Origin of the sequence: Sphingopyxis sp. H050, from assembly GCF_001468265.1 — a bacterium.
Taxonomy (GTDB): Bacteria; Pseudomonadota; Alphaproteobacteria; order Sphingomonadales; family Sphingomonadaceae; genus Sphingopyxis.
The window spans coordinates 50,076-75,357 of sequence record NZ_LNRZ01000005.1 but is presented as its reverse complement, the minus strand read 5'-3'; the positions used below and the strand labels follow the sequence as shown (position 1 = coordinate 75,357).

22 protein-coding genes are annotated in these 25,282 nt (G+C 66.7%); 7 read left to right on the top strand and 15 right to left on the bottom strand.

The genetic code is table 11. The features are described from left to right. Positions 1-63: 63 nt before the first annotated feature. The 4 genes from ATE67_RS11485 to ATE67_RS11470 all read right to left on the bottom strand — a co-directional run bounded on the left by ATE67_RS11485 (position 64) and on the right by ATE67_RS11470 (position 5,386). Positions 64-1,560: a M48 family metalloprotease gene (locus ATE67_RS11485; protein WP_058816823.1), complete on the bottom strand. Its 1,497-nt coding sequence runs from the start codon at positions 1,558-1,560 to the stop codon at positions 64-66. A gap of 120 nt (positions 1,561-1,680) precedes the next feature. Continuing rightward, positions 1,681-2,628: an acetyl-CoA carboxylase carboxyltransferase subunit alpha gene (locus ATE67_RS11480; RefSeq protein ID WP_058816822.1), complete on the bottom strand. Its 948-nt coding sequence runs from the start codon at positions 2,626-2,628 to the stop codon at positions 1,681-1,683. An 11-nt stretch (positions 2,629-2,639) separates the two neighbouring features. Beyond that, positions 2,640-3,563, bottom strand: coding sequence for a tyrosine recombinase (locus ATE67_RS11475; protein WP_058816821.1), 924 nt, complete (start codon positions 3,561-3,563; stop codon positions 2,640-2,642). Between the two features lie 20 nt (positions 3,564-3,583). Then, the gene (locus ATE67_RS11470; RefSeq protein ID WP_058816820.1) at positions 3,584-5,386 is read right to left on the bottom strand and encodes a hypothetical protein; all 1,803 of its coding nucleotides are present in this window, start codon (positions 5,384-5,386) and stop codon (positions 3,584-3,586) included. A gap of 118 nt (positions 5,387-5,504) precedes the next feature. Here ATE67_RS11470 and ATE67_RS11465 point away from each other — a divergent pair, with 118 nt between their 5' ends. After that, positions 5,505-6,080, top strand: coding sequence for a shikimate kinase (locus ATE67_RS11465; RefSeq protein ID WP_082660350.1), 576 nt, complete (start codon positions 5,505-5,507; stop codon positions 6,078-6,080). Continuing rightward, entirely contained in the window at positions 6,068-7,171 is a 1,104-nt protein-coding gene (gene aroB / locus ATE67_RS11460; RefSeq protein ID WP_058816819.1) for a 3-dehydroquinate synthase, read from the top strand. The genes ATE67_RS11465 and aroB overlap by 13 nt, the downstream gene beginning before the upstream one ends. On the opposite strand, the gene ATE67_RS11455 is transcribed toward aroB, so the two are convergent. The 4 genes from ATE67_RS11455 to radA all read right to left on the bottom strand — a co-directional run bounded on the left by ATE67_RS11455 (position 7,168) and on the right by radA (position 11,558). Beyond that, positions 7,168-9,045 (bottom strand): cation:proton antiporter domain-containing protein, encoded by a 1,878-nt coding sequence (locus tag ATE67_RS11455; RefSeq protein WP_058816818.1) that lies wholly within the window; start codon positions 9,043-9,045, stop codon positions 7,168-7,170. The genes aroB and ATE67_RS11455 overlap by 4 nt on opposite strands. Then, positions 9,042-9,470, bottom strand: coding sequence for an iron-sulfur cluster assembly scaffold protein (locus ATE67_RS11450; protein ID WP_058816817.1), 429 nt, complete (start codon positions 9,468-9,470; stop codon positions 9,042-9,044). The genes ATE67_RS11455 and ATE67_RS11450 overlap by 4 nt, the downstream gene beginning before the upstream one ends. Next, positions 9,467-10,021 carry a CvpA family protein gene (locus ATE67_RS11445; protein WP_082660327.1) on the bottom strand — a complete coding sequence of 185 codons (555 nt, stop codon included), beginning with the start codon at positions 10,019-10,021 and terminating at the stop codon, positions 9,467-9,469. The genes ATE67_RS11450 and ATE67_RS11445 overlap by 4 nt, the downstream gene beginning before the upstream one ends. A gap of 175 nt (positions 10,022-10,196) precedes the next feature. Beyond that, entirely contained in the window at positions 10,197-11,558 is a 1,362-nt protein-coding gene (gene radA, locus ATE67_RS11440; protein WP_058816815.1) for a DNA repair protein RadA, read from the bottom strand. 212 nt (positions 11,559-11,770) lie between these two features. Between radA and fsa the strand changes: the two genes are divergently transcribed. Next, on the top strand, positions 11,771-12,421 hold the full coding sequence (gene fsa, locus ATE67_RS11435) for a fructose-6-phosphate aldolase (RefSeq protein ID WP_058816814.1): 651 nt from the start codon (positions 11,771-11,773) through the stop codon (positions 12,419-12,421). A 34-nt stretch (positions 12,422-12,455) separates the two neighbouring features. On the opposite strand, the gene ATE67_RS11430 is transcribed toward fsa, so the two are convergent. Together ATE67_RS11430 and ubiG are read right to left on the bottom strand one after the other, a co-directional pair. Beyond that, the gene (locus tag ATE67_RS11430) at positions 12,456-13,049 is read right to left on the bottom strand and encodes a YdeI/OmpD-associated family protein (protein WP_058816813.1); all 594 of its coding nucleotides are present in this window, start codon (positions 13,047-13,049) and stop codon (positions 12,456-12,458) included. After that, entirely contained in the window at positions 13,046-13,771 is a 726-nt protein-coding gene (ubiG, locus tag ATE67_RS11425) for a bifunctional 2-polyprenyl-6-hydroxyphenol methylase/3-demethylubiquinol 3-O-methyltransferase UbiG (RefSeq protein WP_058816812.1), read from the bottom strand. Before ubiG ends, ATE67_RS11430 begins: the two co-directional genes overlap by 4 nt. A gap of 160 nt (positions 13,772-13,931) precedes the next feature. On the opposite strand from ubiG, the gene ATE67_RS11420 reads away from it, so the two are divergent. Then, positions 13,932-15,179: an aspartate kinase gene (locus tag ATE67_RS11420; protein ID WP_058817069.1), complete on the top strand. Its 1,248-nt coding sequence runs from the start codon at positions 13,932-13,934 to the stop codon at positions 15,177-15,179. Between the two features lie 85 nt (positions 15,180-15,264). On the opposite strand, the gene ATE67_RS11415 is transcribed toward ATE67_RS11420, so the two are convergent. From ATE67_RS11415 to ATE67_RS11405, 3 genes are read right to left on the bottom strand one after another with little or no spacing between them, the layout of a single operon-like run. Further along, a complete protein-coding gene (locus ATE67_RS11415) occupies positions 15,265-16,383 on the bottom strand; it encodes an HlyD family secretion protein (RefSeq protein ID WP_058816811.1) in 1,119 nt (372 codons plus the stop codon). Further along, positions 16,380-16,796 carry a PaaI family thioesterase gene (locus ATE67_RS11410; RefSeq protein ID WP_058816810.1) on the bottom strand — a complete coding sequence of 139 codons (417 nt, stop codon included), beginning with the start codon at positions 16,794-16,796 and terminating at the stop codon, positions 16,380-16,382. The genes ATE67_RS11415 and ATE67_RS11410 overlap by 4 nt, the downstream gene beginning before the upstream one ends. After that, on the bottom strand, positions 16,793-17,380 hold the full coding sequence (locus tag ATE67_RS11405) for a TetR/AcrR family transcriptional regulator (RefSeq protein ID WP_058816809.1): 588 nt from the start codon (positions 17,378-17,380) through the stop codon (positions 16,793-16,795). Before ATE67_RS11405 ends, ATE67_RS11410 begins: the two co-directional genes overlap by 4 nt. Positions 17,381-17,436: 56 nt before the next feature. Here ATE67_RS11405 and ATE67_RS11400 point away from each other — a divergent pair, with 56 nt between their 5' ends. Together ATE67_RS11400 and ATE67_RS21405 are read left to right on the top strand one after the other, a co-directional pair. Beyond that, positions 17,437-19,062 carry a DHA2 family efflux MFS transporter permease subunit gene (locus ATE67_RS11400; protein WP_197411933.1) on the top strand — a complete coding sequence of 542 codons (1,626 nt, stop codon included), beginning with the start codon at positions 17,437-17,439 and terminating at the stop codon, positions 19,060-19,062. 416 nt (positions 19,063-19,478) lie between these two features. Further along, complete coding sequence (locus tag ATE67_RS21405; RefSeq protein WP_156416994.1) at positions 19,479-19,793, top strand: hypothetical protein; 315 nt, start codon at positions 19,479-19,481, stop codon at positions 19,791-19,793. Positions 19,794-19,904: 111 nt separating this feature from the next. On the opposite strand, the gene katG is transcribed toward ATE67_RS21405, so the two are convergent. Further along, on the bottom strand, positions 19,905-22,094 hold the full coding sequence (gene katG / locus ATE67_RS11390; protein ID WP_058816807.1) for a catalase/peroxidase HPI: 2,190 nt from the start codon (positions 22,092-22,094) through the stop codon (positions 19,905-19,907). A gap of 356 nt (positions 22,095-22,450) precedes the next feature. On the opposite strand from katG, the gene ATE67_RS21700 reads away from it, so the two are divergent. Continuing rightward, positions 22,451-22,606, top strand: a complete 156-nt coding sequence (locus tag ATE67_RS21700) for a hypothetical protein (protein WP_197411932.1) — start codon at positions 22,451-22,453, stop codon at positions 22,604-22,606. A gap of 68 nt (positions 22,607-22,674) precedes the next feature. On the opposite strand, the gene ATE67_RS11385 is transcribed toward ATE67_RS21700, so the two are convergent. Then, positions 22,675-25,194 (bottom strand): TonB-dependent receptor, encoded by a 2,520-nt coding sequence (locus ATE67_RS11385; protein WP_058816806.1) that lies wholly within the window; start codon positions 25,192-25,194, stop codon positions 22,675-22,677. Positions 25,195-25,282 lie beyond the last annotated feature (88 nt).

The following is a 25,282-nucleotide window of genomic DNA, read 5'->3' as shown; positions in this document are numbered from 1 at the left end:
CCGACTGAAAAGCTTAAGGGGCGGTGGATCATTCCACCGCCCCTTTTCTTTGCCCACTCCGCCTCAACGCGTGGCGTAGACCACGATCTTGACCTTCTGCCCCGGCGTCAGGCGGCTTGATGCGGTCAATCGGTTGAGCACCTGGAAACGCTCGGTCTGATAGCTGCTGTACGCCATGCGCCGCGCCAAGGTCGCGACCGTATCGCCTCGGGCCACCGTCACCACATCGATCCGCCGCGGCCTAATCGCGGCCGCCTCCGCCGCGCTCAGCCGGCGGACACTGTTGAACATCGGGTTGAACACGCTGGCGCCGCCCGCCTTCGTCAGCGAGACGAAGTGAAAGGCGCTCGTCCGCGAAAATTCATAGGCGAAGACGGTGACATCGACCTGCCCCGACTGGGTATTGGCGCGCGCGATCGAATAATAGGCCGGAATGCCGTTCACGGTCGTGCGCTGGATGCTGCCTGGGGTCAGCTGCGCATTGCCCGCGACCGCCTTGAACGCGGCGGCGATATAGGCGTTGATGTCTCCGTTATAGGCCGCGGTCGTGAACTGCGCCTGCCCGCCATTGCCGCTGACCAGCACGGCCGTCGCGCCATTTTGCATGCCATAGCCGTTCGGGACCGCAAATTTCAGGCGGAGGTCAGGGTGCAGGAACTCCTGCCCCTCGACGACCCCCTGTGCGGGGTCGTCGCCGTAGAGCACGCCATCGACCGATGCGAGGAACGCATCGGCGTTGCGGACGCCGCCGGCGCCGCCGACCTTGGCGGCGAGCGACTGCGCGTTGCGGACGCGCGACGCCGGATCGGGGTGCGTGCTCGCCCATGCGGGCAGCGAGCGCGCGTCGCCGCCCGACAGGCGCGCGTCGAGGTTGGTCTGCGCCGCCAGGCTCGCCAGCATCGTCGACAGCGCCAGCGGATCATAGCCCGCGCTCTTCAGATACTGGACGCCGAGCTGGTCGGCTTCCAATTCCTGGCTGCGCGAAAAGCCCAGGGTCGCGAGCTGGGCCACCTGCATGGCATTATTCTGCAGCAGTCCGCCAAGGCCGCCGAGCAGCCCGCCATTGTCGCCGATCGCGCCGCCAAGCACCGCGCCGAGAACGCCAAGGATCGTGTTGCGGGTTGCCGCCGACTGACGCTTCTTGCTGTGCTGCGCCGCGACATGGCCGACCTCGTGCCCCAGCACGCCGGCCAGTTCGGCTTCGTCGTTCATCAGCGCCATCAGCTGGCGCGTGACATAGACATAGCCGCCGGGGATCGCGAAGGCGTTGTTCACCGGCGAATTGAGCAACGTGACGGTGAAGTCGCTGGGTGAGCGCGACAGGCCCGACTGCACCGCGATCTTCTGGCCGATCCGGTTGACATAGGCCGCCTGCGCGCCCGCATAGGCGCCGCCGAATTCCTGCACGAGTTGCGGATGCGCCTCATCGCCCTGCTTGCGCTCGGCGGCAGTAATATTGGTCTGGGTCTTGATCGCCTTCAGCTGTGCATCGGCGACGCCGGTGAACGCCACCGCCGCGCCGAGCATGATCGCCAGCTTCGTTCCTGTCTTCCGCTTCATCGACGCACCTTCCCCTTGGCTTGCGTGTTGTTCCCGAAACACCATAAGGCAAGCCGTGCCTGAACGGCGGCTTGCCATGCTGCGGATGGGAACGCGAAGGCGCCGATCGGGTTCCGCCGATCAGGCACGTCCCATCGCGAGGAATTTCTCCTCGCGGGATGCAAGCAAAGTTTCCGCGGGCAGACCCGCAAGCGCATCAAGCTCCTGCGCGATCGCATCGCCAAGCGCCTTGATCGCAACCTCGGGGGCGCGATGCGCGCCGCCGACGGGCTCCGGCACGATCCGGTCGATGATCTTGAGGCCGAGCAGGTCCTGCGCCGACATCTTCATCGCAGTCGCGGCATCGGCCGCCTTGTCCGACGTGCGCCACAGGATCGAGGCACAGCCCTCGGGCGAAATCACCGAATAGACCGCATGTTCGAACATCAGGACGCGGTTCGCCGCGGCCAACGCGATCGCGCCGCCCGAACCGCCCTCGCCGACGATTGCGGCGACCATCGGCACGCCGAGCGCAAGGCATTGCTCGGTCGAACGCGCGATGGCTTCTGCCTGTCCGCGCTCTTCGGCCTGAATGCCCGGGAAGGCGCCCGACGTATCGACCAGCGTCACGACCGGCAGGCCAAAGCGGTCGGCGAGCTGCATCAGGCGGATCGCTTTCCGATACCCCTCGGGCTTCGCCATCCCGAAATTATGCTTCATGCGCGACGGGATATCGTCGCCCTTTTCGTGGCCGATCACCATCACGCGGCGGCCGCGAAAGCGCGCGAGCCCGCCAAGGATCGCCTGATCGTCGCCGAAATTGCGGTCACCCGCGAGCGGCATCCAGTCGTCGAACAGGCCCGTGACATAATGTTTGAAATGCGGGCGATCGGGGTGGCGCGCGACCTGCGTCTTCTGCCACGGCGTCAGCTTCGCATAGATATCGCGCAGCAATTTCGAGGACTTGTCCTCGAGCCGCGCGATGTCGCCCTCGATATTGAGCGACGGATCGTCACCCATTTCGCGCAACTCGGCAATCTGCCGATCGAGCGCCGCGACCTGTTTTTCGAAGTCAAGAAAGGCTGTCATGGGGGACGTCGCTAGGCGGATGACGTCGTCAGGTCAACGTCCGCTGACCCAAGCGGCATGCGGGCGAGCGGATGCCGCCGGTTGACCAGCTCGACCAGCCGCCGGCTGTCGACATGCGTGTAGATCTCGGTCGTCGCAATATCGGCGTGCCCCAGCATCAATTGCAGCGCGCGCAGATCGGCCCCGCCCTCGAGCAGGTGCGTCGCAAAGGCGTGGCGCAGCACATGCGGGCTGATCGCGGCGGGATCGATTCCCACACGCGCCGCCAGCTCGCGCAGCATCTGGAAGAGCCGCACGCGCGACAGATGTCCCTTGCCCGACGGAAACAGCCACGGCGAAGCGCCCGTCAGCAGCGGCAGCCAGCGATCGAGGGTTTCGCGCGCCCGCTCCGACAAGGGCACGAGGCGTTCCTTGTCGCCTTTGCCGCGAATGATCAGAAATTCGCGCCCGCCCGCGACCGCGCGGCGCGGCAGCGACACCAGTTCGCTTGCGCGCAGCCCCGATCCGTACAGCAGTTCGAGCAACAACAGCAGGCGCACCGCATTGACCGGCGGCGCCTCGCCAGCAGCCTCTTCGCCGGCCCGGGAAAATAATTGTTCGACATCGCCGTGGGTCAGGATGCGCGGCAGCGGCCGCTGCGTTGCCGGGCGCGCAATGTCGAGCGCCGGATTGTTATCCCGGTCACCCTCATCGAGCAGAAAGGCATAGAATTGCCGCAGCGCCGACAGCTTGCGCGCCGCGCTGCTCGCGGCAAGGGACTGATATTCCGCCATCAATTTTCGCAGATCGTCGGCAGAAGCCGCTCCGAGAGATCCGTTGATCAACTCGGCGGCCTGCACCAGATCGCGGCGATAGGCCGCCAGCGTATTTCGCGACGCGCCGCGCTCGGCGGCCATCATCTCGAGGAAGCGGTCGATCAGCGACCCGTCAGACATAGTCTGACAAATCTCGCCCGTCAGACACGCACCAGCGCTTCGGCGGCGATCATCCGCGCTTCGGGCCCGAGCCCGACTTCGCGGAGCGCGCGGACGATATAATAGAGATGATGCGGCGGCATCTTCGACCAGTCGCCCTGCATGCCGACCGCGGCGAGCAGCGCGACCATGCCCGGCTCGCGCCGTTCCGCGGCCGCCAGAATGGCGCGCGACCAGCGGGACTGCTTGCCGAGGTTGAGGTCGAGATCGCCGGCAGCCGACGCCGCCTGCCCGGCATCGAGCCGGCCGAGCCCCGCCAGCCCGGCGACGAGGAATTTCGAGCGCAGATAGTCGGCGCTCTCGTCGCTTCCCGAGAAGCTGCCGATATTGCCCGCGCTCATCCCGTTCAGCGGCCGCGGCGATCCGACCGCGAGCACGCCCCAGGCGCGGCTGCCCACCATGATCTTGGGCGCCCAGTCCATGGCACGCGTGTCGTAACCACCGGCGAGCATCGCACCGATCAGCTGCCACGGATCATCGCCGACGTCGGTGCTGGTCGACAGACCCGCCGCAGCGCGGGCCGTTGCGACCATCGCGGCATAGCGCTGTGTCGCGTCGCCGGCGCCCCAAAGCTTCCCCATCGCGGCATAGCGGTCGCCGCCACGCGCGGCGCCGAAGGCATTGCGCAGGTCGTCGATCTCGGTCGCCAGCGCCTCGGGCGGCTCCTCCTGCCCCGCGGCCGAGCTCAACAGCGAGATATAGGCTTCGCTCGACAGCACGCCGCGCGCCGCCGCATCGGGCGCCGCCGCGATACGGTCGGTCATGTCGGTCATCGGCGCGAGTACGGTCCAGCCGCGCATATAGCCGGGCTCGGTCTTGCGCAGCTCGGCGGGGATCGGGATGGCGGTCGCGGTCGCCAGGCCGAAGCGCCAGCTGGTCAGCCGGTCGACCTTGTCCCATTCGATCGTCGTCGAGCGCCGTCCCGCCCCCGTCGCCCCGAGCACGCGTTCGGTGAGCAATATGTCGAAATTGCTGACCTTGCCGCTCGACCGCACCCGGCTGATCGCCCAGCCCGCGGGCCCGGCTTCGCCCGACAGACCCGCGCAGATCGAGGATGCCAGCCGCCACGCCTGCTCGTCGCCATGCGCCAGGCCGGCAGGGACATAGGGGCACAGGCCCGCAGGATCGGCGTTGGCGAGGTAGGTTTGCTGCGCGGTCGCGACGAGGCGCGGGCTCGCCCGGTCGTAATCGACCGACTGGACGAGCAGCCGCGCCGCGATCGATTCGCCCATGCGCAGCAACAGGCCGGCGCGGTCGGCGGCAAGGTCGGCGCCGTTGATCGTCGCGGGCGTATCGATGGCCGACGACAGCGCGCGGCGCAGCAATATCTGGCCCCAGCGCGAGGCAAACGCGCCACCCGTCTCGCGCATCAGCGCCGCGGCATATTGGCCGCGCACCCCAAAGGCGTCGGGCGCCAGCCCGCCGGTCTCGGGCGTCAACGGCCCGATCCGCGTCAGCAAGCGGCGCGCGCCCGGCGGCAGGTCGTATTTCAGCGTGCCGGGCTCGACCTCTTCGCCGTCCTCGGCATCGCTTCCGTCTTCATCGGCCGTGCCGACGGTTGCAGTCACCGCGGGCGGCGCGACACCCGTTCCCGACGAAGGCGAGGAGGGCGTCGGGGCGGCGGTCGGCGACGGCGTCGGCGAGGATTTAGGCGCCGGCGTTTCGGCGGGATTGCCAAAGCCCTCGGGAAGCAGCGATTCCTGCGCCAGCGCGGGCAACACCAGCGCGGCGGCCACGGCGGCGCCCGACAGGCCCAGAGTCAACGTCAGCAATTTCTTCGTCATCACGCGCCGCTTTCGGCGATCTTGTCGCTCACGTCCACATCAATCCTCTTTGCAGCGCAGCAAAATCCCGCAGGAAACGATTGTCCCGCGCGCTCTGGCCGGTATAGCCGCGCGCACCATGTCACGAAACCCGAAAAGCCCGGGCCCGGCGATGACGGCAGCCATTCCCGCCGCGATCCGCGAGCGATCGATCGTGCTCGTCGGGCTGATGGGATCGGGCAAGTCGACGATCGGGCGGCGGCTCGCGCAGCGGCTGGGGATGGCCTTTGCCGATGCCGACGACGAGATCGAGCGCGCCGCGGGAATGACGATTTCGGACATTTTCGCGCGGTTCGGCGAGGACTATTTCCGCGAGGGCGAGCGCCGCGTCATCGCGCGGATGCTGAGCGGCCGGCCGCATGTCCTCGCGACCGGCGGCGGCGCTTTCATCAACGACGAAACGCGCGCGCTGATCCTTGCGGACAGTATCTGCATCTGGCTCGACGCCGACATTCCGACGCTTGTCGAGCGCACCGCGCGCCGCAATCACCGCCCACTGCTCAAGGGCCGCAACGCGGGTCAGGTGCTCCGCGACCTCGCCGAGGTCCGCAACCCCATCTATGCCGAGGCGCATATCCGCGTCAGTTCGGCGTCGAGCCCGCACGAACATACGGTGCGCGCCATTCTCGAGGAATTGTCGCAATGGAAAGCCTGACCGTCGAGCTCGGCAGCCGCAGCTACCCGATCCTGATCGGCGACGGGCTGCTCCGCGAGATCGGCCGCCATGTCGCCCCGCTGCTAAGGCGTCCGCGCACCTTCATCGTCACCGACGAGCATGTCGCGGCGCATTATCTGATCGGCCTCGGCGCTTCGCTCGGCGCAGAGAATATCTCCTTTTCCTCGCTCGTGCTGCCCGCGGGCGAAAGTACGAAAAGCTGGGTCGGCCTCGCGCGGTTGACCGAATGGCTGATCGGCGAAGGCGTCGAACGCAGCGATCATGTCATCGCGCTCGGCGGCGGCGTGATCGGCGACCTCGTCGGCTTCGCGTGCAGCATCGTCAAGCGCGGCTGCGCCTTCGTCCAAGTGCCGACCACCTTGCTCGCGCAGGTCGACAGCAGCGTCGGCGGCAAGACCGCGATCAACGTCGATGCGGGCAAGAATCTCATCGGCGCCTTCCACCAGCCCGCGCTGGTCGTGATCGACCCGACGACGCTCGCCACCCTGGCGCGCCGCGAGCTTGGCGCGGGCTATGCCGAGGTGGTGAAATATGGCCTGATCGACGACGCCGACTTCTTCGCCTGGTGCGAGGCGAACGGCGCCGCGCTGCTCGCGGGCGACGCGGAGGCCCGGCACAAGGCGATCGCACACAGCGTCGCCGCCAAGGCGCGCATCGTCGCCGCCGACGAGCGCGAGACGCAGGATGTGCGCGCGTTGCTCAACCTCGGTCACAGCTTCGGCCACGCGCTCGAGGCCGAGACGGGCTATTCCGACCGCCTGCTCCACGGCGAAGCGGTCGCCGCGGGCATGGTCCTCGCGCATCAATTCTCCGCCGCGAACGGGCTTTGCCCGGCGGAAGACGCCGAGCGCGTCCGCGACCATCTCGCCAGCGTCGACCTGCCGCACAGCCTTGCCAGCGCCGGGGTGAATGCGAGCGGCGCGACCCTCGCAGGGCATATGGCGCACGACAAGAAGATGCGCGGCGGCAAGCTGCCGCTGATCCTCACCCGCGGCATCGGGCAGAGCTTCGTCACCGAGGACTATGGGCTGGATGTGGTCGCGGCCTTCCTCGACGGCCAGCGCGGCTAGGCCGCTTCGCCGGCCTCGGCCTCTTCCTGCGCTCGCTTCGCCGCCTGCCGCCGCTCGCGCAGCGCTTCAAGGAAGCTCGACGCCTGCCGTCCCCCGCCCGCGACGATCCGGTGCTCCTGCCCCGCAGCAAGATCACCTTCGCTGAGCTGCATATCGAGCCGCTGGGCGTCGAGCTGGCGCAGCGTCATCTCGACATCCTCGATCTCGCGTGGTTCGACCTCAAGCTGGCGTAGCGCCATCAGGCCGAGAGCGATCGAGCTTTCGAACACTTCGCGGACCGACCCGGCTGTCCCCGCCCCGTCGAGTGCAAGCAGGTGGCGGCGGTCGAAAGCGCGGGTCAGGACGCGCGCCTGCGGGAAGGCCTTAACGATCGGCGCCAGCACTTCGGCGTCGATGGTGCGATCGTCGGTGCAGAACAGAATCAGCCGCGCCTCTTCGGCTCCCGCCCGGCGCAGCACGTCGATCCGCGTCCCGTCGCCATAATAGACCTTGGTGTCGAAACGCCCCGACAGCTCGATCTGGCTCGGCTTCTTGTCGATCAGCGTCACCGAGCAATCGACCGCGTGCAGCATCTGCGCGACGACCTGGCCGAAGCGGCCATAGCCGATGACGATCGCCGACCCGCGCGGCGCATTTTCGGGATCGTCGAGATCGGCATCGCTGCCGGGCGAGAATTCAAGGTTGCGCGCGAACAGCATCAGGAAAGGCGTCGTCACCATCGACAGGGTCACGACCGCACTGAACAGGCTCGCCGCGGCGGGCGCGATCAGCAGCGCGTCGGCGGCCTGGGTAAAGAGCAGGAAGGCGAACTCGCCGCCCTGGCTGAGCAACAGGCCGAGGCCGAGCGCCATCGGCCACGGCTTTCCGAAAGCGCGTACGAGCAGGGTCAGCACGACCACCTTCACCGCGACGAGGCCGAGCGCCAGCGACACGACCGTCAGCGGCCGTTCCAGCACGACATTGACGTCGAGCACCATGCCGACCGCCAGGAAGAACAGGCTCAGCAGCACGAGGCGGAAAGGCTCGATATCGGCCTCGATCTCGTGGCGGTACGGCGAATCCGCGAGCATCATCCCCGCGATGAACGCGCCGAGCGCGGTCGAGAGGTGCAGGCTGTGCATGAAGGCCGCGCTCGAGAGCACCGCGAGCAGTCCGACGACGACGAACAGCTCGCGCTCGCCATAGCGCCCGATCAGCCGCAACAGCGGATTGACGACGAAGCGCCCCGCCAGCACCAGCACAAAGATCGCGCCGACCGTATAGAGCGCCATCTGCCACCCTGGCGGAGCCGCAGGATTGGCCGGCGCCCGCGACAAGGCCGCGATGATCGTGATCATCGGCACGATCGCGAGATCCTGGAACAGCAGGATCGAAAAGGCCTTTTCGCCGAAGGGCGAGTTGATGCGCCCCGAACTTTTGAGGCTCGGCAGCACCTGCGCGGTCGACGACAGCGCGAGCGGCAAGCCGAGCGCGAGCGCCGCCTGCCAGCTGAAGCCCAAAGTCAGCAGGATCAGCCCCGCGAGGATCAGCCCGGTGATGACGACCTGCGCCAGACCGAGCTGGAAGATCGCGCGCCTGAGTTCCCAGAGCCGCCGCGGGTGGAGTTCGAGCCCGACGAGGAAGAGCAGGAAGGCGATGCCGATTTCGGCAAAGGCCAGCTTCGACTCGCCGCCGCCGACGAGCGCCAGCCCGTGCGGCCCGACGAGCGCGCCCGCGATCAGATAACCAAGCACGGCGCCAAGCCCGAGACGGCGGAAGAGCAGGACGAACAGGGTCGCCACGCCGAGCAGGATCGCACCTTCGAGCAGCACCGCATCGGTTGCAGTCTCCGCCGCTGCTTCGGTCGCTGCCGCGGTCAGGGCGATCAGGGTCATGCCGCGGCCGCCTGATCCTCAAGCGCCGCGATCGCGGCGTCGAAGGGCAGCAGGATCGCGCCGTGGCGCGCCGGATAATCGCGCGCCGGGGCGAGCAGGTCGAAGCCCGGCCAGCCCGGCACCTCGCCCTCGCCCTTGAACCATGCCGCCATCGTGTCGCGCGCGGCGCGAATTTCGGCCAGGCTCCGTCCCGGCGCATGGCGCGCGAGCAACGCCGCCGACGCCTGCCCCAGCGCGCATGCCTCGACGTGCAACCCGACCCCGGTCACGCGCCCTTCCGCATCGGCGTCGAGGTCGAGGATGATCGCGCTGCCGCACAGCGGCGCCCGCGCCGAAACGCGAAGCCGCGCGCCGTCGAGCGGCGGAAAGTCGGCGGTCGCGACCGCCAGCGACAATATGTCGCGATTATAGAGCGGCGCGCTCATTCGGGCGCCGCCTCGGGGGCGCTTGTGCCCGCCTGGTCGGCGGCGCGCGCTTCGGCGCGGCGCTCGGCGATGACCTTGCTCAGCGCCGAGCTCGTCGCATTGAGCGCCGGATAGGTCCGGCTCTCGGCCATCCATGCCGGGCGCTGCGCATCGCCATAGCCGACGTCGTAAAGCAGGGTGACGAGCATGAAGCCGATCGTCGCGATCATCAGGCCCTTGATCGCACCGAAGCCCGCGCCGAGGCCGCGGTCGAAACCGCCGACGATCGAGGCGCGGCTGCGCTGCCCCATCGCGCGCGATCCCCATTTGGTGAAGGCAAAGACGCCGCCGAACAGGATGACGAACGCGAGCATCGCCGCGCCGCCCGGCGCCTCGACCCAGCCCGCCAGCAGGTCGGTGACCGACGCATGAAAAAAGCGCACCGCAGCGATCGCGAGAACCCAGGCGAGCAGGCTCGTCACCTCCTGCACCAGACCCCGCGAAAACCCCAGGACCGCGCTGCCGCCGACCAGCGTCAGCACCACGATATCCATTGCCGTCAAACTACCCATGCTGCGATCAGACCAATGTCCATGAAATAAGCCGCTCGTGCCGAGCTTGTCGAAGCACCGACCCTCTATCTTCCCGCGCTGAAAGAGAGAACAGCCCCCGTCGACTGACTTGTCAGTCGCTCAGGACACGCTCCGACAAGTTCAGGGCGAACGCAAAAGGATGGCGTCTGCCGATCTAGTCCCGGCCCAGCATCAGGTCAACGAGTTCGCCGAGCCGGCCGAAGCCATTGACCCCGATCCCGTTCACAGGCTTCATGCCCTTCGGTCCCCAGCCCTTTGAGAAGCCGAGCTTGGCCGCCTCGCGCAGCCGCAGCGCATCGTGCGAGACGGGGCGCACCTCGCCCGACAGCGACAGCTCGCCAAACACGATCGCGTCGGACGGGACCGGCCGCTCGCTGAACGCCGAGATCAGCGCCGCCGCGACGGCCAGATCGGCGGCAGGGTCGGTGAGGCGATAGCCGCCCGCGATGTTGAGATAGACTTCGGCCGCGCCCATCTGCAGCCCGCAGCGCGCCTCGAGCACCGCCAGCACCATCGCGAGCCGCCCGCTGTCCCAGCCGACGACCGCGCGCCGCGGCGTCGCGCCGCTCGCCAGCCGCACGGTCAGCGCCTGCACCTCGACGAGCACCGGGCGCGTCCCTTCCAGCGCGGGAAACACCACCGACCCCGGCACGTCGCGGCTGCGATCGGTCAGGAACAGGCTCGACGGGTTGCTGACTTCGCCCAGCCCCTCCTCGCCCATCGCGAAGACGCCGATCTCGTCGGTGCCGCCGAAGCGGTTCTTGACGGCGCGGAGGATGCGATACTGGTGGCTGCGTTCGCCCTCGAACGCGAGCACGGTGTCGACCATATGTTCGACTACGCGCGGGCCCGCGATCGTGCCGTCCTTGGTAACATGCCCGACGAGCACGATCGCGGCGCCGCTGTCCTTGGCGTAGCGGATCAGTTCCTGCGCCGACGCGCGCACCTGGCTCACCGTCCCCGGCGCGCTGTCGATCAGGTCGCTGTGCATCGTCTGGATCGAATCGATCACGACGAAATCGGCGGTCCGGCTGTCGAGCGTCGCAAGAATGTCGCGTACCGATGTGGCGCTCGCCAGCGCGACCGGCGCGTCGCCGAGGCCGAGCCGCTGCGCGCGCAGCCGCACCTGCCCCGCCGCTTCCTCGCCGCTGATATAGACGACCGACTTGCCCGCCTTCGCCAGACGCCCCGCCGCTTGCAACAGCAAGGTCGACTTGCCGATCCCCGGATCGCCGCCGATCAGCGTCGCCGACCCCGCGACGAAACCCCCGCCCAGCGCGCGGTCGAACTCGGCGATGCCGCACCGCATCCGCTCGGGCATCGGGCTGTGCGCGTCGAGCGTTTCGAGCGTCAACGTGCGCCCGCCCCGGCTCAGGTCATGCTTCGCCGAAAAGGCGGTTTCGCCGGCCTCCTCGACCAGCGTGTTCCACTCGTTGCAGTCGGCGCACTGCCCCTGCCACCGGTACGAAACCGAGCCGCAATTCTGGCAGACATATTGACGCTTCGCTTTGGCCATGATGTTCGTTTAATCGGAACAAAGATGGAACGCCAGCGGTTTCGAAGCCATCGTCACCCCGGACTTGATCCGCGGTCCAAGCTGCGGCGGCCGAGATGGATGCCCGATCAAGTCCGGCATGACGAAGGAGGCTTGGACGGTTCATATTTCGTGCGCGTTGCTCTAGGGGAGCAGCAGCCCTCGAATCACCTGCCCACAGGAAAGCCCGTTCCATGAAATTCTTCGCCGACACCGCCGAAATCGCCGACATCCAGGAACTCGCCGCGACCGGCCTGCTCGACGGGGTGACGACCAACCCCTCGCTGATCGCGAAATCGGGCCGCGACTTCAAGGAAGTGACCAAGGAAATCTGCGCGCTCACCGACGGCCCGGTCTCGGCCGAAGTCGTCGCGCTCGACCATGCGACGATGATGAAGGAGGCCGAGATCCTCCGCAAGATCGCCGACAATGTCTGCATCAAGGTGCCGCTGACGATCGACGGGCTGAAGACCTGCAAGGCGCTGACCAGCGACGGCACGATGGTCAATGTGACGCTCTGCTTCTCGGCTGCGCAGGCGCTGCTCGCGGCCAAGGCCGGCGCGACCTTCGTCTCGCCCTTCGTTGGCCGCCACGACGACAATGGCTTCGACGGCATGCAGCTGATCGCCGATATCCGGCTGATCTACGACAATTACGCCTATGAGACCGAGATCCTCGTCGCGAGCGTGCGCCACGGCATCCATGTGCTCGAAGCCGCCAAGATCGGCGCCGACGTGATGACCGCGCCGCCGTCGGTCATCAAGGGGCTGTTCAAGCATATCCTGACCGAAAAGGGCATCGAGGGCTTCCTCGCCGACTGGGCGAAGACCGGCCAGTCGATCTGAGGTCGGTTCGGGGCCGCCGCGCCGCGGGTGCGGCTCAGCAGCGCTTGTATTTCCAGTTGCGGTCCTTGCCCTCGGCGACCTGCGCGACGATGGTTTCGATGCGTTTGGCGCGGGTCTCGTCGCGCTTCGCTTCGAGCACCCATTCGATATAGTCGCGGCGCTTGCCCGGCGAGAAGCCATCCCAATGGCCTTGCGCTGCGCCGTTGGCTTTCAGTGCCGCGCCGAGGTCCGCGGGCAGGTCGAGCGCGGGCTTCGGCTCCGCCTTCGGCCGCTTCGGCTTGCCTCCGGCGCAGAGCACCGCCGCCTTCGCGATCCACGCCGCCATCTGCTCGTCGGGCGGCAGGTCGGCGAGCGTCGCGAGGCGTCCCATGCTGCCCATCGCACCGCTGTCGCGCGGGGAGCCCGTGACCTCCTCGTCGCGCCAGAAACCGAAGGTCGCATGGCCCTTGAATGCCGCCATGCCCGCCAGATTCTGCCCGTTCAGCACGAAATGCGGCACGCCCCATTTCAGCGTCTCTTCGCAGCCCGGCGCATGCGCGTGGACGAGGTCGCGGAGATGCTTCAGGATCGGCCGCGCGAAGGGCTGGCGCTTCGCGATATAATCATCGACGCGCGCGTCGCGGTTCATCCCGCGTGCCGCGCCGCGACCAGATAGTTGAGCGCCTCGCTGCCGCCCAATTTGAAGCCCTTGGCGGGCGACGGCGACAGGCCGGTGCGGTCGATGACCTGCAGGCCTGCGCCTTCCATCAGCTCCGTCAGCTCCCCGGGCTTCAGAAACTGGTCCCAGTCATGCGTGCCGCGCGGCACCGCACCGATCCGCTCGGCGGCTTCGACGAGGAGCAGCTTCGACAGCGCGGTGCGGTTCGGGGTCGACAGGATCATCAACCCGCCGGGGGCCAACCGCGCCGCGAGTTCGGCGATGAAGGCCGCGGGATCGGCGACATGTTCGACCACCTCCATCGAGGTGACGAGATCGAAGCTCGCGGCGGGCAAAGCCGCCAGTTCGCCCGCATGATAGTCGATCGCCAGCCCCTGCCCCGTCGCATGCTCGCGCGCCGCGGCGATATTCTCGGGCGCTGCATCGACGCCCGTCACCTTGGCGCCCAGGCGTGCCAGCGGTTCGGCAAGCAGCCCGGCGCCGCACCCGACGTCGATCGCGCTGCGTCCGGCGAGCGGACGGCGCTCGCGCGTGTCTATATGCCAATGCGCATCGATCTGCTGGCGGATATAGGCGAGGCGCACCGGGTTCAGCTTGTGTAGCATCGCCGACGAGCCGCGCGGGTCCCACCAGTCGGCGGCGAGCGCCCCGAAATGGGCGGCTTCGTTCGGATTGATCGTCGCGGGGCTCATGCCGCTCGATGTGGCACCGCGCCATCCTTGGCGCAAGAAATTCTATCCGGCGCATGCCAAGCCGGCCTTGCCATCGCCCTCCCCCTTCCGTAACGACGCGGGCGCCGCGAAAATGCTTGGAAAAGTTGCGGCCGAAACCAGTTCAGGAAAGCGGGGCGAGATGGCGCGGATCGTGATGAAATTCGGGGGCACGTCGATGGCGGGCACCGAGCGGATTCGCACCGTGGCGAAGCTCGTCGCACGCGAAGTGGGACAAGGCAACGAGGTCGCGGTCGTCGTCTCGGCGATGGCGGGCGAGACCGACCGCCTCGTCAATTTCTGCCGCGAGGCCAACCCCCGCTACGACCCCGCCGAATATGACGTCGTCGTCGCGAGCGGCGAACAGGTCACGTCGGGCCTGCTCGCACTCACCCTTCAGGCGATGGGCGTTCCCGCGCGCAGTTGGCTCGGCTGGCAGCTCCCGATCCGCACCGAGGAGGCGCATGCCCGCGCCCGCATCATCGACATCGACACCGGCGCGCTGACCGCCGCGATGGCACGCGGCGAGGTCGCGGTGATCCCGGGGTTCCAGGGCATGATGGACGACGGCCGCGTCTCGACGCTCGGACGCGGCGGGTCGGACACCAGCGCGGTCGCGGTGGCAGCCGCGGTGAAGGCCGACCGCTGCGACATCTACACCGACGTCGACGGCGTCTACACCACCGACCCGCGCATCGTCGCGCGCGCGCGCAAGCTCGATTTCGTCACCTATGAAGAAATGCTCGAACTCGCGAGCGTCGGCGCCAAGGTGCTCCAGACCCGCTCGGTCGGGCTGGCGATGAAGATGGGGGTGCGCGTGCAGGTGCTGTCCAGCTTCGTCGAGGGCGACGAGGCTCCCAAAAAAGGCACGATGATCGTCAGCGACGAGGAAATAGAGGAACATCAGATGGAACGGCAGCTGATCACCGGCATCGCCCACGACAAGAATGAAGCGAAGATCATCATCACCCGCGTCCCCGACAAGCCGGGCGCCGTCGCGAACATCTTCGGCCCGCTCGCCGCGGCGGGGATCAACGTCGACATGATCATCCAGAATGTCGGCCGCGACAAGGGCGAGACCGACGTCACCTTCACCGTCCCCGGCACCGACCTGCTGCGCTCGATCGACCTGCTCGAAGGCGCGAAGGACAAGATCGGTTTCAACCGCATCATCAGCGACGACAAGGTCGCGAAGATCAGCGTCGTCGGCGTCGGCATGAAAAGCCATGCCGGCGTCGCCAGCACGATGTTCCGCGCGCTCGCCGACCGCGGCATCAACATCCAGGCGATCTCGACCAGCGAGATCAAGGTCAGCGTGCTGATCGACGAGGACGAGACCGAACTCGCGGTGCGCGTGCTGCATACGGCATACGGGCTCGACGCGGAATAAGCCCCCAACGTCATCCCAGCGAAAGCTGGGATCGCTATCGAGATAGCCGATGCGGGCGGCCCCAGCTTTCGCTGGGGCGACATTCTCAGCGCAGCCGCACCTTCGCCGTCACCGACAGTCCGGGTCTGAGCTGCGCCAGCGCCGCCTGGCCGGGGTCAAGCCGAATCCGCACCCCAACGCGCTGAACGATCTTGGTGAAATTGCCCGACCCGGGCTCAAAGGGCAGCAGCGTGAACTCACTCCCCGATCCGGGCGCGAGGCTTTCGACCGTGCCGGTCAGCGTCTTTCCCAGCGCATCGACATAGACCTCGGCCTTCTGACCAGGCCGCATCCCGCGCGTCTGCGTTTCCTTGAAATTGGCGGTCACATAGATCGACTTGACCGGCACGACGGTCAGCAGGCGCGAGCCCGGCTGGACATAGTCGCCCACTTGAATGCGGCGATTGCCGACGACGCCGTCGATCGGCGCCGTGACCAGCGTATGGCCGCGATCGAGCTTCGCCAGCGCGAGCGCGGCGCGGGCCTTCGCCGCCGCCGCTTCGGCCGCCTGCACCTGCGCCGCCAGGATCGGCCCCCGCGCCCGCGTCACCGCCGCTTCTTCCAGGCTGGCGCCGAGGTCGGCGCGCGAGCGCTGCGCCGCCGACTGGGCGCTCACCGCCGCCGCCGACACCTGCTCGGCATCGCGCCGCGGCACGAAGCCGTCGACGAGCAGCGCGTCATAGCGCTTCCGGTCGGCGGCGGCGCGCGCATATTCGGCGTCGGCGGCCGCGATCTGCGTCGTCACCGAACGGACATGCGCCGCCGCGAGCTTTTGTTCGGCGCCAAGCGACGCCAGGGTGGCGCGCGCGGTCGCGACCTGCGCATCGGCATCGGCGACGGCGGCCTCGGCCGCCGCGACGCGCGTCTCGTAATCGCGCACATCGATCCGCACCAGCGGATCGCCCGCCTTCACGACCTGATTGTCCTGCACCAGCACCGCGGTGACGAGCCCGCCGACCCGCGGCGCGACCTCGCTGGAATCGGCCTGCAGATAGGCGTTGTCGGTCGATTCCGCGGTCGCGGGCGCGGTCAGCCACCAGATGCCGATGGCGGCAATGATGAGCGCGATCAGCCCGACCTTCCACGCCTTTCGTGGCAAGGCGAAGCGGCGGGGTGCGGGCGTGTCGGCCGATGCATCGGCGGCGATGGCGGTCTGCGCGTTCATTGCTGGATCACCAGCAGGGTCGAGGTTGCGGTGGCGTACAGGCGTCCGGCTTCGTCGGTCAGTTTCGCCTCGACATAGGCGACGCGGCGCCCGATCGAGATGACGCGGCCCTCGGCACGCACCTTGCCGGTCTTTTCGGTCATCGCCTTCAGGTACGACGTCTTGAGTTCCAGCGTCGTCATCGCCTGGTCGTCGGCCAGCTTGGTGACGACCGATATGCCGCAGGCCGAATCGAGCAAGGTCGCGGCATAGCCGCCGTGAACGATCCCCATCGGATTATAATGCTCGGGCCCCGGCACCCCTTCGAACGCCGCCCAGCCCTCGCCGGCATCGACAAGCGCGAACCCCAGCGTGTGCCCGATGGGCGGACGCCCGCCCTGCGCGATAAGCCCCTGCACCTTCGCGAGCGTCATTGGGCGGTCTCCAGTCCATAGCGCGCGACGATGCTGGCATGCGTGTGGGCGAGCAATTGGTCGGACAGTTCGGCATCGCCGACCGCCCGCGCCAGCGCGACCGCGCCGACGAGCTGCGCCAGCAGGGCATGCGCCTCGCCCTCGGCATAGCCCAGCCGGCTGAGCGCCGCGGCAAGGCGGCCCGCGATTCCGACAACGCCCTTGCCGAACCGTTCGCGCGTATCGGGTTTAGACCGCGCGAAATCGCCCGACAGCGTCGGCAGCGGACAACCGCGATCGCGGCTGTCGCGGTGCGCGGGCGACAGATAGAAATCGACATAGGCGCGCAGCACCGCGCGCGGATCGCCGCTGGCATCGATGCGTTCGGTACGCTTGCGCGCATCGACGAACATCGTCCCGATCGCTTCCTTCACCAACACATCCTTGGAAGGGAAGTGGGCGTAGAAGCCGCCATGCGTCAGCCCGGCGCGCGCCATGATCCCCGCGACCGCGACATTGTCCGGCCCCTTGGCGCGGATTTCCTTCGCCGCCTCTTTCAGCACCCGCTCGCGGGTCTCGGCCTTGTGGCCACTTGCATAGCGCACTTGTCGTCTCCTTTTATATGATCCATATAATATAAAGACGACAGGACACAAGACCGATGGCCTCCATCCCGCTCTCCGCCGGACAGAACCCCGCAGCCGCCCCAAAAGGCGACGACACGCCGTTCGACCCGGCGGCGATGCCCAACGCGCGAAAATATCTGATTTTTGCGGTGATGGCGTTCGGCCAGTTCATGGCGTTGATCGACATCCAGATCGTCGCGGCGTCCTTGAACGAGGTGCAGGCGGGACTCAGCGCCGGCCCCGACGAGATCAGCTGGGTCCAGACCGCCTATCTGATGGCGGAACTGGTGATGATCCCCTTCTCCGCCTTTCTCGCCCAGGCGCTCTCGACGCGCTGGCTGTTCGCCGGCTCAGCGGCGCTCTTCACGCTCGCGAGCATTGCGTGCGGCTTTGCGTGGAATATCGAAGCGATGATCCTGTTCCGCGCGATCCAGGGCTTCGTCGGCGGCGCGATGATCCCGACCGTCTTCGCGACCGGCTATATGCTGTTCCAGGGCAAGCAGCGCGCGATGATCCCCGCGATCCTCGGCATGGTGTCGGTGCTGGCGCCCACGCTGGGTCCGACGGTCGGCGGCTGGATCACCGACGCGCTCGGCTGGCGCTGGGTCTTTTTCATCAACGTCGCCCCGGGCGCGATGGTCACGCTGATGATCCTCGCGCTCGTCCGCGTTGACCGGCCGAATCTGCCTATGCTCCACCGCATCGACTGGGTGCATCTGGGGTCGATGGCGGTGTTCCTCGCGGGCCTCGAATATGTGCTCGAGGAAGGGCCGAAGCATGAATGGTTCAGCGAACCGTCGATCGCGATCGCGGCCTGGCTGTCGTTCGTGGCGTTCGGCCTGTTTCTCGAACGCTCGTTCCGCTCCGACGGGCCAATCGTCAAGCTCTCGCCCTTCCGCGTCCCCACCTTTGCCTTCGCCTGCGTTTTCAATCTCGTGATCGGCTTCGGCCTTTATTCGAGCACCTATCTCATCCCGATCTACCTCGGCCGCGTGCAGGGCTACAACGCGTCGGAGATCGGGACGACCGTCTTCATCGCCGGCATCGCGCAGCTGATGGGCGTCCCGATCGCCGCCGCGCTGTCGCAGCGCGTCGATCCGCGGTTCGTCATCACCGTCGGGCTCAGCCTGTTCGCGGTCGGCCTCTGGATGTTCAGTTTCATGACCCCCGAATGGGGCTTCGCCGCGCTCTTCTGGCCGCAGGTCGTGCGCAGCTTTGCGATCATGCTGTGCATCGTTCCCTCGGTCGGGCTCGCGCTCGGCAATTTCGAGGGGCCCGAACTCCGCTACGCCTCGGGCCTGTTCAACCTGATGCGCAATCTCGGCGGCGCGATCGGCATCGCGCTCGTCAACACCTGGCTCGGCGACAATATGCGGCTGCACATGCTGCGCCTCTCCGAAGCGCTCGGCCGCTCGGCCGACGCCGCGAACGAGGCGGCCGCGGGGCTCGCGCAGAGCTTCGGCCGCTATGTCACCGATCCCGTCCTCGCGCAGCAAATGGCCGAAGGCACGCTCGGCCGGATCGTAGGGCGCGAAGCGCTGACGCTCGCCTTCGACGACGTCTTCCGCCTGATGTCCTACCTGTTCGTCGCGGCGCTGATCATGGTCCCCTTCTGCAAGCCACCCCCAATCGGCGGCCCCGCACCGACCGACGCGCATTAGCCCGGCGAAATATGGGATTGGCCGCTGACGACCGGAAGCTGCCTAACCTACCACCGTTCGCATCGAGCCCTTCGACTGCCTTGGCAGGCGCTCAGGATAAACTTCCGGCGGCGCCGGAAGTCGAGATGCCCCTCGGCGTGGCGCGAGGTCGATGGGTGTCTCGACTGCGCTCGACACGAACGGAAAAGAGAGGTGAGCGGTTTCGACCGGAACACGACATTTATAGCTTCGTCATCCTGAACTTGTTTCAGGATCCATGGTCTGCCGTTTCCTTCGGCGCGGCATTTCATTCGAGCTCAGACCATGGATGCTGAAACAAGTTCAGCATGACGAGAATTGATGGGCAACTCCCCACCCCAAAGCAGACGTCGGAATAATCCTTTCCTACATTATCCGGCCATGCTTCATACTGGTCGATGGAACACAGACCCCCACCCGCTCCGCACCTCGCCGGCACGCGCCGCGCCTCAGCCTATCGCCTGCGCGAACGGCGTGTTGCGGCCCGCTTCGCCACGGTCTGGGATCGCGCGATTTCCATGGGCCGCGCCCATCAGTTCAGTATCGCGATGGATCGTGCACTCAACGGCGTCACCATCGTTCGCGTCCTGAAAGGCGGTGCGGTCGACGTCAGCGGCGGGCCCGACATGGCGCCGTCCTACGCGACGAGAGCCCCCTTAAAGCGACAAAGGAGACAGAATGACCGCGCACATGCGTATCTTTTGTCGCTTTAAGCCGCAAAAAGAAGACCCGCCCCCGGGCCCATGTCCCCGGGGGCGGGTCGCGACCCGTCGTCCATTGGCCGCCGCCGGTCCCGCGGCATGATGCGGGACCGGGGCGCCGGATCAGGCGAGGTCGAAACGGTCGGCGTTCATCACCTTGGTCCAGGCCTTGACGAAGTCCTTGACGAACTTCTCGCCGCTGTCGGACTGCGCATAGACTTCGCCGACGGCGCGCAGTTCCGCGTTCGAGCCAAAGATCAGGTCGGCGCGCGTCGCCCGCCACTTCTCGCCGCCGTCCTTGCGGTCGGTGGCGATAAATTCGTCATCGCCGTCGCCTTCGGCCTTCCAGACATTGGTCATGTCATAGAGGTTGACGAAGAAGTCGTTGGTCAGCTGGCCCGACCGCTTGGTGAAATGGCCGTGCCCGCGCTCGCCATGATTGGCGCCGAGAACGCGCAAGCCGCCGATCAGCACCGTCATTTCAGGCAGCGACAGACCGAGCAGCGAGGCGCGGTCGAGCATCATTTCCTCGACCTTCACCGCCAACTTCTTCTTGCCGACATAGTTGCGGAAAGCGTCGGCCTCGGGCTCCATCACCTCGAAGCTTTCGGCGTCGGTCTGTTCCGCGGTCGCATCGCCGCGGCCGCCGGTGAACGGGACGGGGACGTTGAAGCCCGCGTCCTTGATCGCCTTTTCCAGCCCGACGACGCCGCCCAGCACGATCGTGTCGGCAATCGACAGATTGCCGCGCAGCCCTTCGAGCGTGTTCAGCACCTTGGCCAGCAGCGCGGGTTCGTTGACCTCCCAGTCCTTCTGCGGCGCCAGGCGGACGCGCGCGCCATTGGCGCCGCCGCGGAAGTCGGACTTGCGGAAGGTGCTCGCCGACGCCCAGGCGGTCTTGATCAGCTCGCTGACGGTCAGTCCGCTCGCGGCGATCTTGTCCTTCACCGCCGCCACTTCGGCGTCCGACGGAATGGTGCCGGCGGGAACCGGGTCCTGCCAGATCAGGTCCTCGGCGGGAACCTCGGGGCCGAGGTAGCGGATCTTCGGTCCCATATCGCGGTGGCACAGCTTGAACCAGGCGCGCGCGAAGGCGTCCTTGAACGCCTCATGGTCATTGCGGAACTTCTCGCTGATCTTGCGGAATTCCGGATCGACCTTCAGCGCCATGTCGGCGGTCGTCATCATCGTCGGAACCTTGATGGACGGATCCCACGCGGCCGGGGCCATATCCTCCGGCTTCTGGTTGATCGGCTGCCACTGCTGCGCACCCGCCGGCGAGCGGACCAGCTCATAGTCATAGTCGAGCAGCAGGCGGAAATAATTCTCCGACCATTCCGTGGGCGTGTTGACCCACGCCCCTTCGATGCCGCTGGTCACGGCATGCTCGCCGATGCCGCCGCTCTCGTGGCTGCTGACCCAGCCGAAGCCCTGCGCCGCCAGATCGCCGCCCGACGGCGCCGCACCCAGCAGCGAGGCGTCCCCATTGCCATGCGCCTTGCCAAAGGTGTGGCCGCCCGCGGTCAGCGCGACGGTTTCCTCATGGTTCATCGCCATGCGGTGGAAGGTTTCCTTGATGTCGCGCGCCGACAGCAAGGGATCGGGATTGCCGCCCGGCCCTTCCGGATTGACGTAGATCAGGCCCATCTGGATCGCGGCCAGCGGCCCTTCGATCGCGTCGAATCCGTTGTCGGGGTCGATGCGAGTCTGCACGCCTTCATTGACCCACTTGTCCTCGCTGCCCCAATAGATGTCGCGCTCGGGCTCGAACACGTCGGCGCGGCCGCCGCCGAAGCCGAACACCGGCCCGCCCATGCTTTCGATCGCGACGTTGCCGGTCAGGATGAACAGGTCGGCCCAGCTGATCTTGTTGCCATATTTCTGCTTGATCGGCCACAGCAGGCGGCGGGCCTTGTCGAGGTTGCCGTTGTCGGGCCAGCTGTCCAGCGGCGCGAAACGCTGTTGCCCGCTGTTGGCGCCGCCGCGGCCGTCGGCGGTGCGATAGGTGCCCGCGGCGTGCCACGCCATGCGGATGAAGAAGGGGCCATAATGACCATAATCGGCCGGCCACCAGGGCTGGCTGTCGGTCATCAGCGCGGTCAGATCATTCTTCAGCGCCTGATAGTCGAGCGACTTGAACGCCGCGGCATAGTCGAAATCATCGCCGAGCGGGTTCGACGAACCATTGGGCGTCAGGATCTCGGTCGCCAGCATGTCGGGCCACCAATCGCGGTTGGTGCGGCCTAGCAGGGCGCGGACGCCGCCGGGCTGATGGACCGGGCAGCCGCCCTGGATGGGGGTCTGGTCGTTCATGCAGTCTCTCCTCTTTTTGGATGTTGGGCGATCGTGATGCGGCAGGATGACGGGCGCGTGACGCTGCGGCGGCGAAGGGGCCGCGAGGCACGGTCGGCGCGGGCAGGCGTCGAGTCGATGGCGTCATCCTTTCGTTCTGACGGGGCAGGTTACGCCGCGCCATACAATCGACCTAAACGAATAAGCTGAATTCAGTCATCGAATGAAGCGATCAACGATGCGAAGCGCTGGGGGAGCGGTGAGCCGCTGGCCGCACCCACACCACGCTCCAGCGATGACGCGCAACATCCTGATCCGGCAAGGGTTGATGATATGCCGCGACATGATGGCATGGTGCGGCAAATAGGAGATGGAACGTGGCCAACACCCCCAACCAGCAGAACGAGAAAAATCCCCAGGCCGATCGCGACGAAGACCAGCGCCGCCAGCAGCAGCAGCAGGGTGGCAACGACCGCCAGCAAGACGGTCAGCGCTCGGACCAGGACCGCAACAAGAATCCGCAGCAGCGCTGATCAAGGCTGCATGAAAAAGGGCCGCCCCCTCGCGGGAGCGGCCCCTTTTTTTGGCTGGAGGGGGAGGATCAGAAGCTGACCTTGATCGTCCCGCCCCAAGTCTGCGGATCGCCGGGCTGGCCAGCGATCAGGCCGACGTTCCCCGGCGCAACCTGCAGCGTCTCGATATAATTGACGTCGAAGGCGTTGCGCACCCAGGCGAAGACGTCGAGGCCGTCGCCGCGGAAGCCGACGCGGAAGTTGGTCAGCGCATAGCCCTTCACGTCGGTGTAGATCGACGGCGAAGCGTTCGAATTCCAGTGCGAGCGGTAATTGCCGTCCACCCCGAAATAGACCTGGCCTTCCTTCGCCAGCAGCGTGACCGGAGCATTGGCTTCGGCGCCGTAGGAGAAGGCCCACTTCGAAACGCCGGGCAGGCGCTGGCCCGAAATGTCGCACTGGCGCGGGCTCAGGCCGGGAACACCCGGCGCACTGGGCGTCTGATTGCCGGTTACGAACGTGCCGCCCGACAGTTCCGGCGGGCACGGCGCGTTGGTGAAACTCTTGTACTTGGCATCGGTGTAGGCGCCGTTGGCATAGGCCGTGAAGCGGTCGCTGGCGCGAATCTTGAAGTCCGCTTCGATGCCTTGCGAAACCACCTTCTCCGCATTGGCCAGATAGCCGCGCACCGTGCCGAACTGGCCGCCGTTCACCGTCGCCTGGAAATTCTTGATCTCGGTGCGGAACGCGGTGAGGTTCAGGGTCGCCAAACGGCCCAGGAACTGCGTCTTGAGCCCGATCTCGTAATGATTGACCGACTCGGGCTTCACCGTGCTGGCGCTAAGCACCGGCTGGTTGTTGGTGTCGAGCGGCAGGCCGTTCTGATTGATGCCAACGGTCTTGAAGCTCTTGGCATAGGTCGCATAGGCCAGGATATCGGGCGTAATCTTGTAGTTGACGTTCAGGTCGTAGCTGAAGTTCCAGTCGCTGACCGACGGCTGTGTGAGCTGCGGCTGATAGACGCCGCACTGCGCCGTGAGCACAGCGTTGCCCTGCTGCGCCGCGGTGCTGCAGCTTGCGATGACTTGCCCAGCGCCCGTGGTCACGACGCGCTGATAAAAGCCTTCCTTCTTGTCATAGTTGATGCGGATGCCGGGCTGGATCGTCAGCTCGGGCGTCAGCTTGTAGCTGAGCTGGCCATAGAAGGCGGCGCTGTCGGCTTTCAGGAACTGCGTGTTGTTCGCGGTCAAACCAGCCAGCACCTCGGGCCGGTTATAGACGTTGTTCGGGTCGGTCGACGGCGCCAGGCTGTACCGCGTCGCGTCGATGCCCTGCTGCTCGGTGCCCTGCGTGTCGATCCGCTGTCTGAAGGCGAACACGCCCGCGACGAAGTCGATCTTGTCGCCCTCGTAATTGTAGCGGAATTCCTGGCTATACTGGTCCTGCTGCGACGGGTTCTGCGACTTGGCGACGACCGAGGCGCCGGTGAAGTCGCGGTCGTTCTCCGGCTTCCAGTCCCAGAAGCGCCAGGCGGTGATCGATGTGAAGGTGCCCGGGCCGACATCCCATTTCACGCGCAGCGACACGCCGCCGATCTTGTTGCCGGCGTTGAGGCTGGCATCGATGTCGGTCAGCCGGTCGTACACGTTCCGGCTCGGCACAATATAGTTATAATTCGGGTTTGCCGCCTGCAGACGCGCGATAATGGCGTCATACTGGCGGGTCAGAGCCCGCTGCGTCGTGCCGACGCGGACGAAGGCGGTGCCGCAGCATTCGGGGTCCTGCTTGCTATAGTCGCCCGACAGCGTGATCGACAGGTCGTCGTTCGGCTTGAACAGCAATTGGCCGCGGAGGCCAAGATTGTCCTGCTCGTTGATCCAGCGGTCGGTTCGCACATTGAACAATGTGCCGCGACGGCTGGTCGCGGCAACCGCGATGCGGGCGGCGATGGTTTCGGACAGCGGGCCAGAGACCGCAGCCTTGGCCTGCTTGAAATTGAGGTTGCCGACAGTCACCTCGGCGCGGCCCTCGAAATCGAAGGTCGGCTGGTTGGTCGTGATGTTGATCGCGCCCGCGGTGGTGTTCTTGCCGTACAGCGTCCCTTGCGGTCCGCGCAGCACCTCGACCTGGTCGACATCAAGGAAGTCGAAGGTCGCGGCGGCGACGCGCGAATTATAGACGTCGTCGACATAGATGCCGACGCCCTGCTCGAATCCGTCGCTGGTCAGGCCATACGGCACGCCAAGGCCGCGAATGTTCACCGACGTGTTGCGCGGGTTGGTGGTATAGACCTGCAGCGTCGGGGCGAGCTGTTGCAGCTTCACGACGTTGAAATTGCCCGTCGCCTCGATCGAATCGCCGCGGATCACCGAGATCGCGACCGGCACTTCCTGCGCGGTCTCCTGACGACGGCGCGCGGTAACGATGATGACGTCGCCGCGGCTCACATCGTCGTCGGCCTGATCGCCGGTATCGGCGGCCGCCACGGCAGCTTCCTCGGCCGTCACTTCAGCGGCGAAAGCGGGGCTCGCGCCAAGCGCGAGCAGCAAAGAAAGGGTAAGCGCAGACGCCGCCACGCGGCGGCGGATGGACGGATATTTCGCGGTCATGACAATTTTCCTGTTGCTTTGGAGTGATATGAAAATTGCCACATCCGGGGGTCCGGTCTGCGGCAGGATGGGGATAATCCCCCTTCGG

Excerpts from the sequence above, each read along its gene's own strand:
- ATE67_RS11485 (WP_058816823.1), bottom strand. The coding sequence starts at position 1,560 with ATGAAGCGGAAGACAGGAACGAAGCTGGCGATCATGCTCGGCGCGGCG.
- ATE67_RS11480 (WP_058816822.1), bottom strand. The coding sequence starts at position 2,628 with ATGACAGCCTTTCTTGACTTCGAAAAACAGGTCGCGGCGCTCGATCGG.
- ATE67_RS11475 (WP_058816821.1), bottom strand. The coding sequence starts at position 3,563 with ATGTCTGACGGGTCGCTGATCGACCGCTTCCTCGAGATGATGGCCGCC.
- ATE67_RS11470 (WP_058816820.1), bottom strand. The coding sequence starts at position 5,386 with ATGACGAAGAAATTGCTGACGTTGACTCTGGGCCTGTCGGGCGCCGCC.
- ATE67_RS11465 (WP_082660350.1), top strand. The coding sequence starts at position 5,505 with ATGTCACGAAACCCGAAAAGCCCGGGCCCGGCGATGACGGCAGCCATT.
- aroB (WP_058816819.1), top strand. The coding sequence starts at position 6,068 with ATGGAAAGCCTGACCGTCGAGCTCGGCAGCCGCAGCTACCCGATCCTG.
- ATE67_RS11455 (WP_058816818.1), bottom strand. The coding sequence starts at position 9,045 with ATGACCCTGATCGCCCTGACCGCGGCAGCGACCGAAGCAGCGGCGGAG.
- ATE67_RS11450 (WP_058816817.1), bottom strand. The coding sequence starts at position 9,470 with ATGAGCGCGCCGCTCTATAATCGCGACATATTGTCGCTGGCGGTCGCG.
- ATE67_RS11445 (WP_082660327.1), bottom strand. The coding sequence starts at position 10,021 with ATGGGTAGTTTGACGGCAATGGATATCGTGGTGCTGACGCTGGTCGGC.
- radA (WP_058816815.1), bottom strand. The coding sequence starts at position 11,558 with ATGGCCAAAGCGAAGCGTCAATATGTCTGCCAGAATTGCGGCTCGGTT.
- fsa (WP_058816814.1), top strand. The coding sequence starts at position 11,771 with ATGAAATTCTTCGCCGACACCGCCGAAATCGCCGACATCCAGGAACTC.
- ATE67_RS11430 (WP_058816813.1), bottom strand. The coding sequence starts at position 13,049 with ATGAACCGCGACGCGCGCGTCGATGATTATATCGCGAAGCGCCAGCCC.
- ubiG (WP_058816812.1), bottom strand. The coding sequence starts at position 13,771 with ATGAGCCCCGCGACGATCAATCCGAACGAAGCCGCCCATTTCGGGGCG.
- ATE67_RS11420 (WP_058817069.1), top strand. The coding sequence starts at position 13,932 with ATGGCGCGGATCGTGATGAAATTCGGGGGCACGTCGATGGCGGGCACC.
- ATE67_RS11415 (WP_058816811.1), bottom strand. The coding sequence starts at position 16,383 with ATGAACGCGCAGACCGCCATCGCCGCCGATGCATCGGCCGACACGCCC.
- ATE67_RS11410 (WP_058816810.1), bottom strand. The coding sequence starts at position 16,796 with ATGACGCTCGCGAAGGTGCAGGGGCTTATCGCGCAGGGCGGGCGTCCG.
- ATE67_RS11400 (WP_197411933.1), top strand. The coding sequence starts at position 17,437 with ATGGCCTCCATCCCGCTCTCCGCCGGACAGAACCCCGCAGCCGCCCCA.
- ATE67_RS21405 (WP_156416994.1), top strand. The coding sequence starts at position 19,479 with ATGGAACACAGACCCCCACCCGCTCCGCACCTCGCCGGCACGCGCCGC.
- katG (WP_058816807.1), bottom strand. The coding sequence starts at position 22,094 with ATGAACGACCAGACCCCCATCCAGGGCGGCTGCCCGGTCCATCAGCCC.
- ATE67_RS11385 (WP_058816806.1), bottom strand. The coding sequence starts at position 25,194 with ATGACCGCGAAATATCCGTCCATCCGCCGCCGCGTGGCGGCGTCTGCG.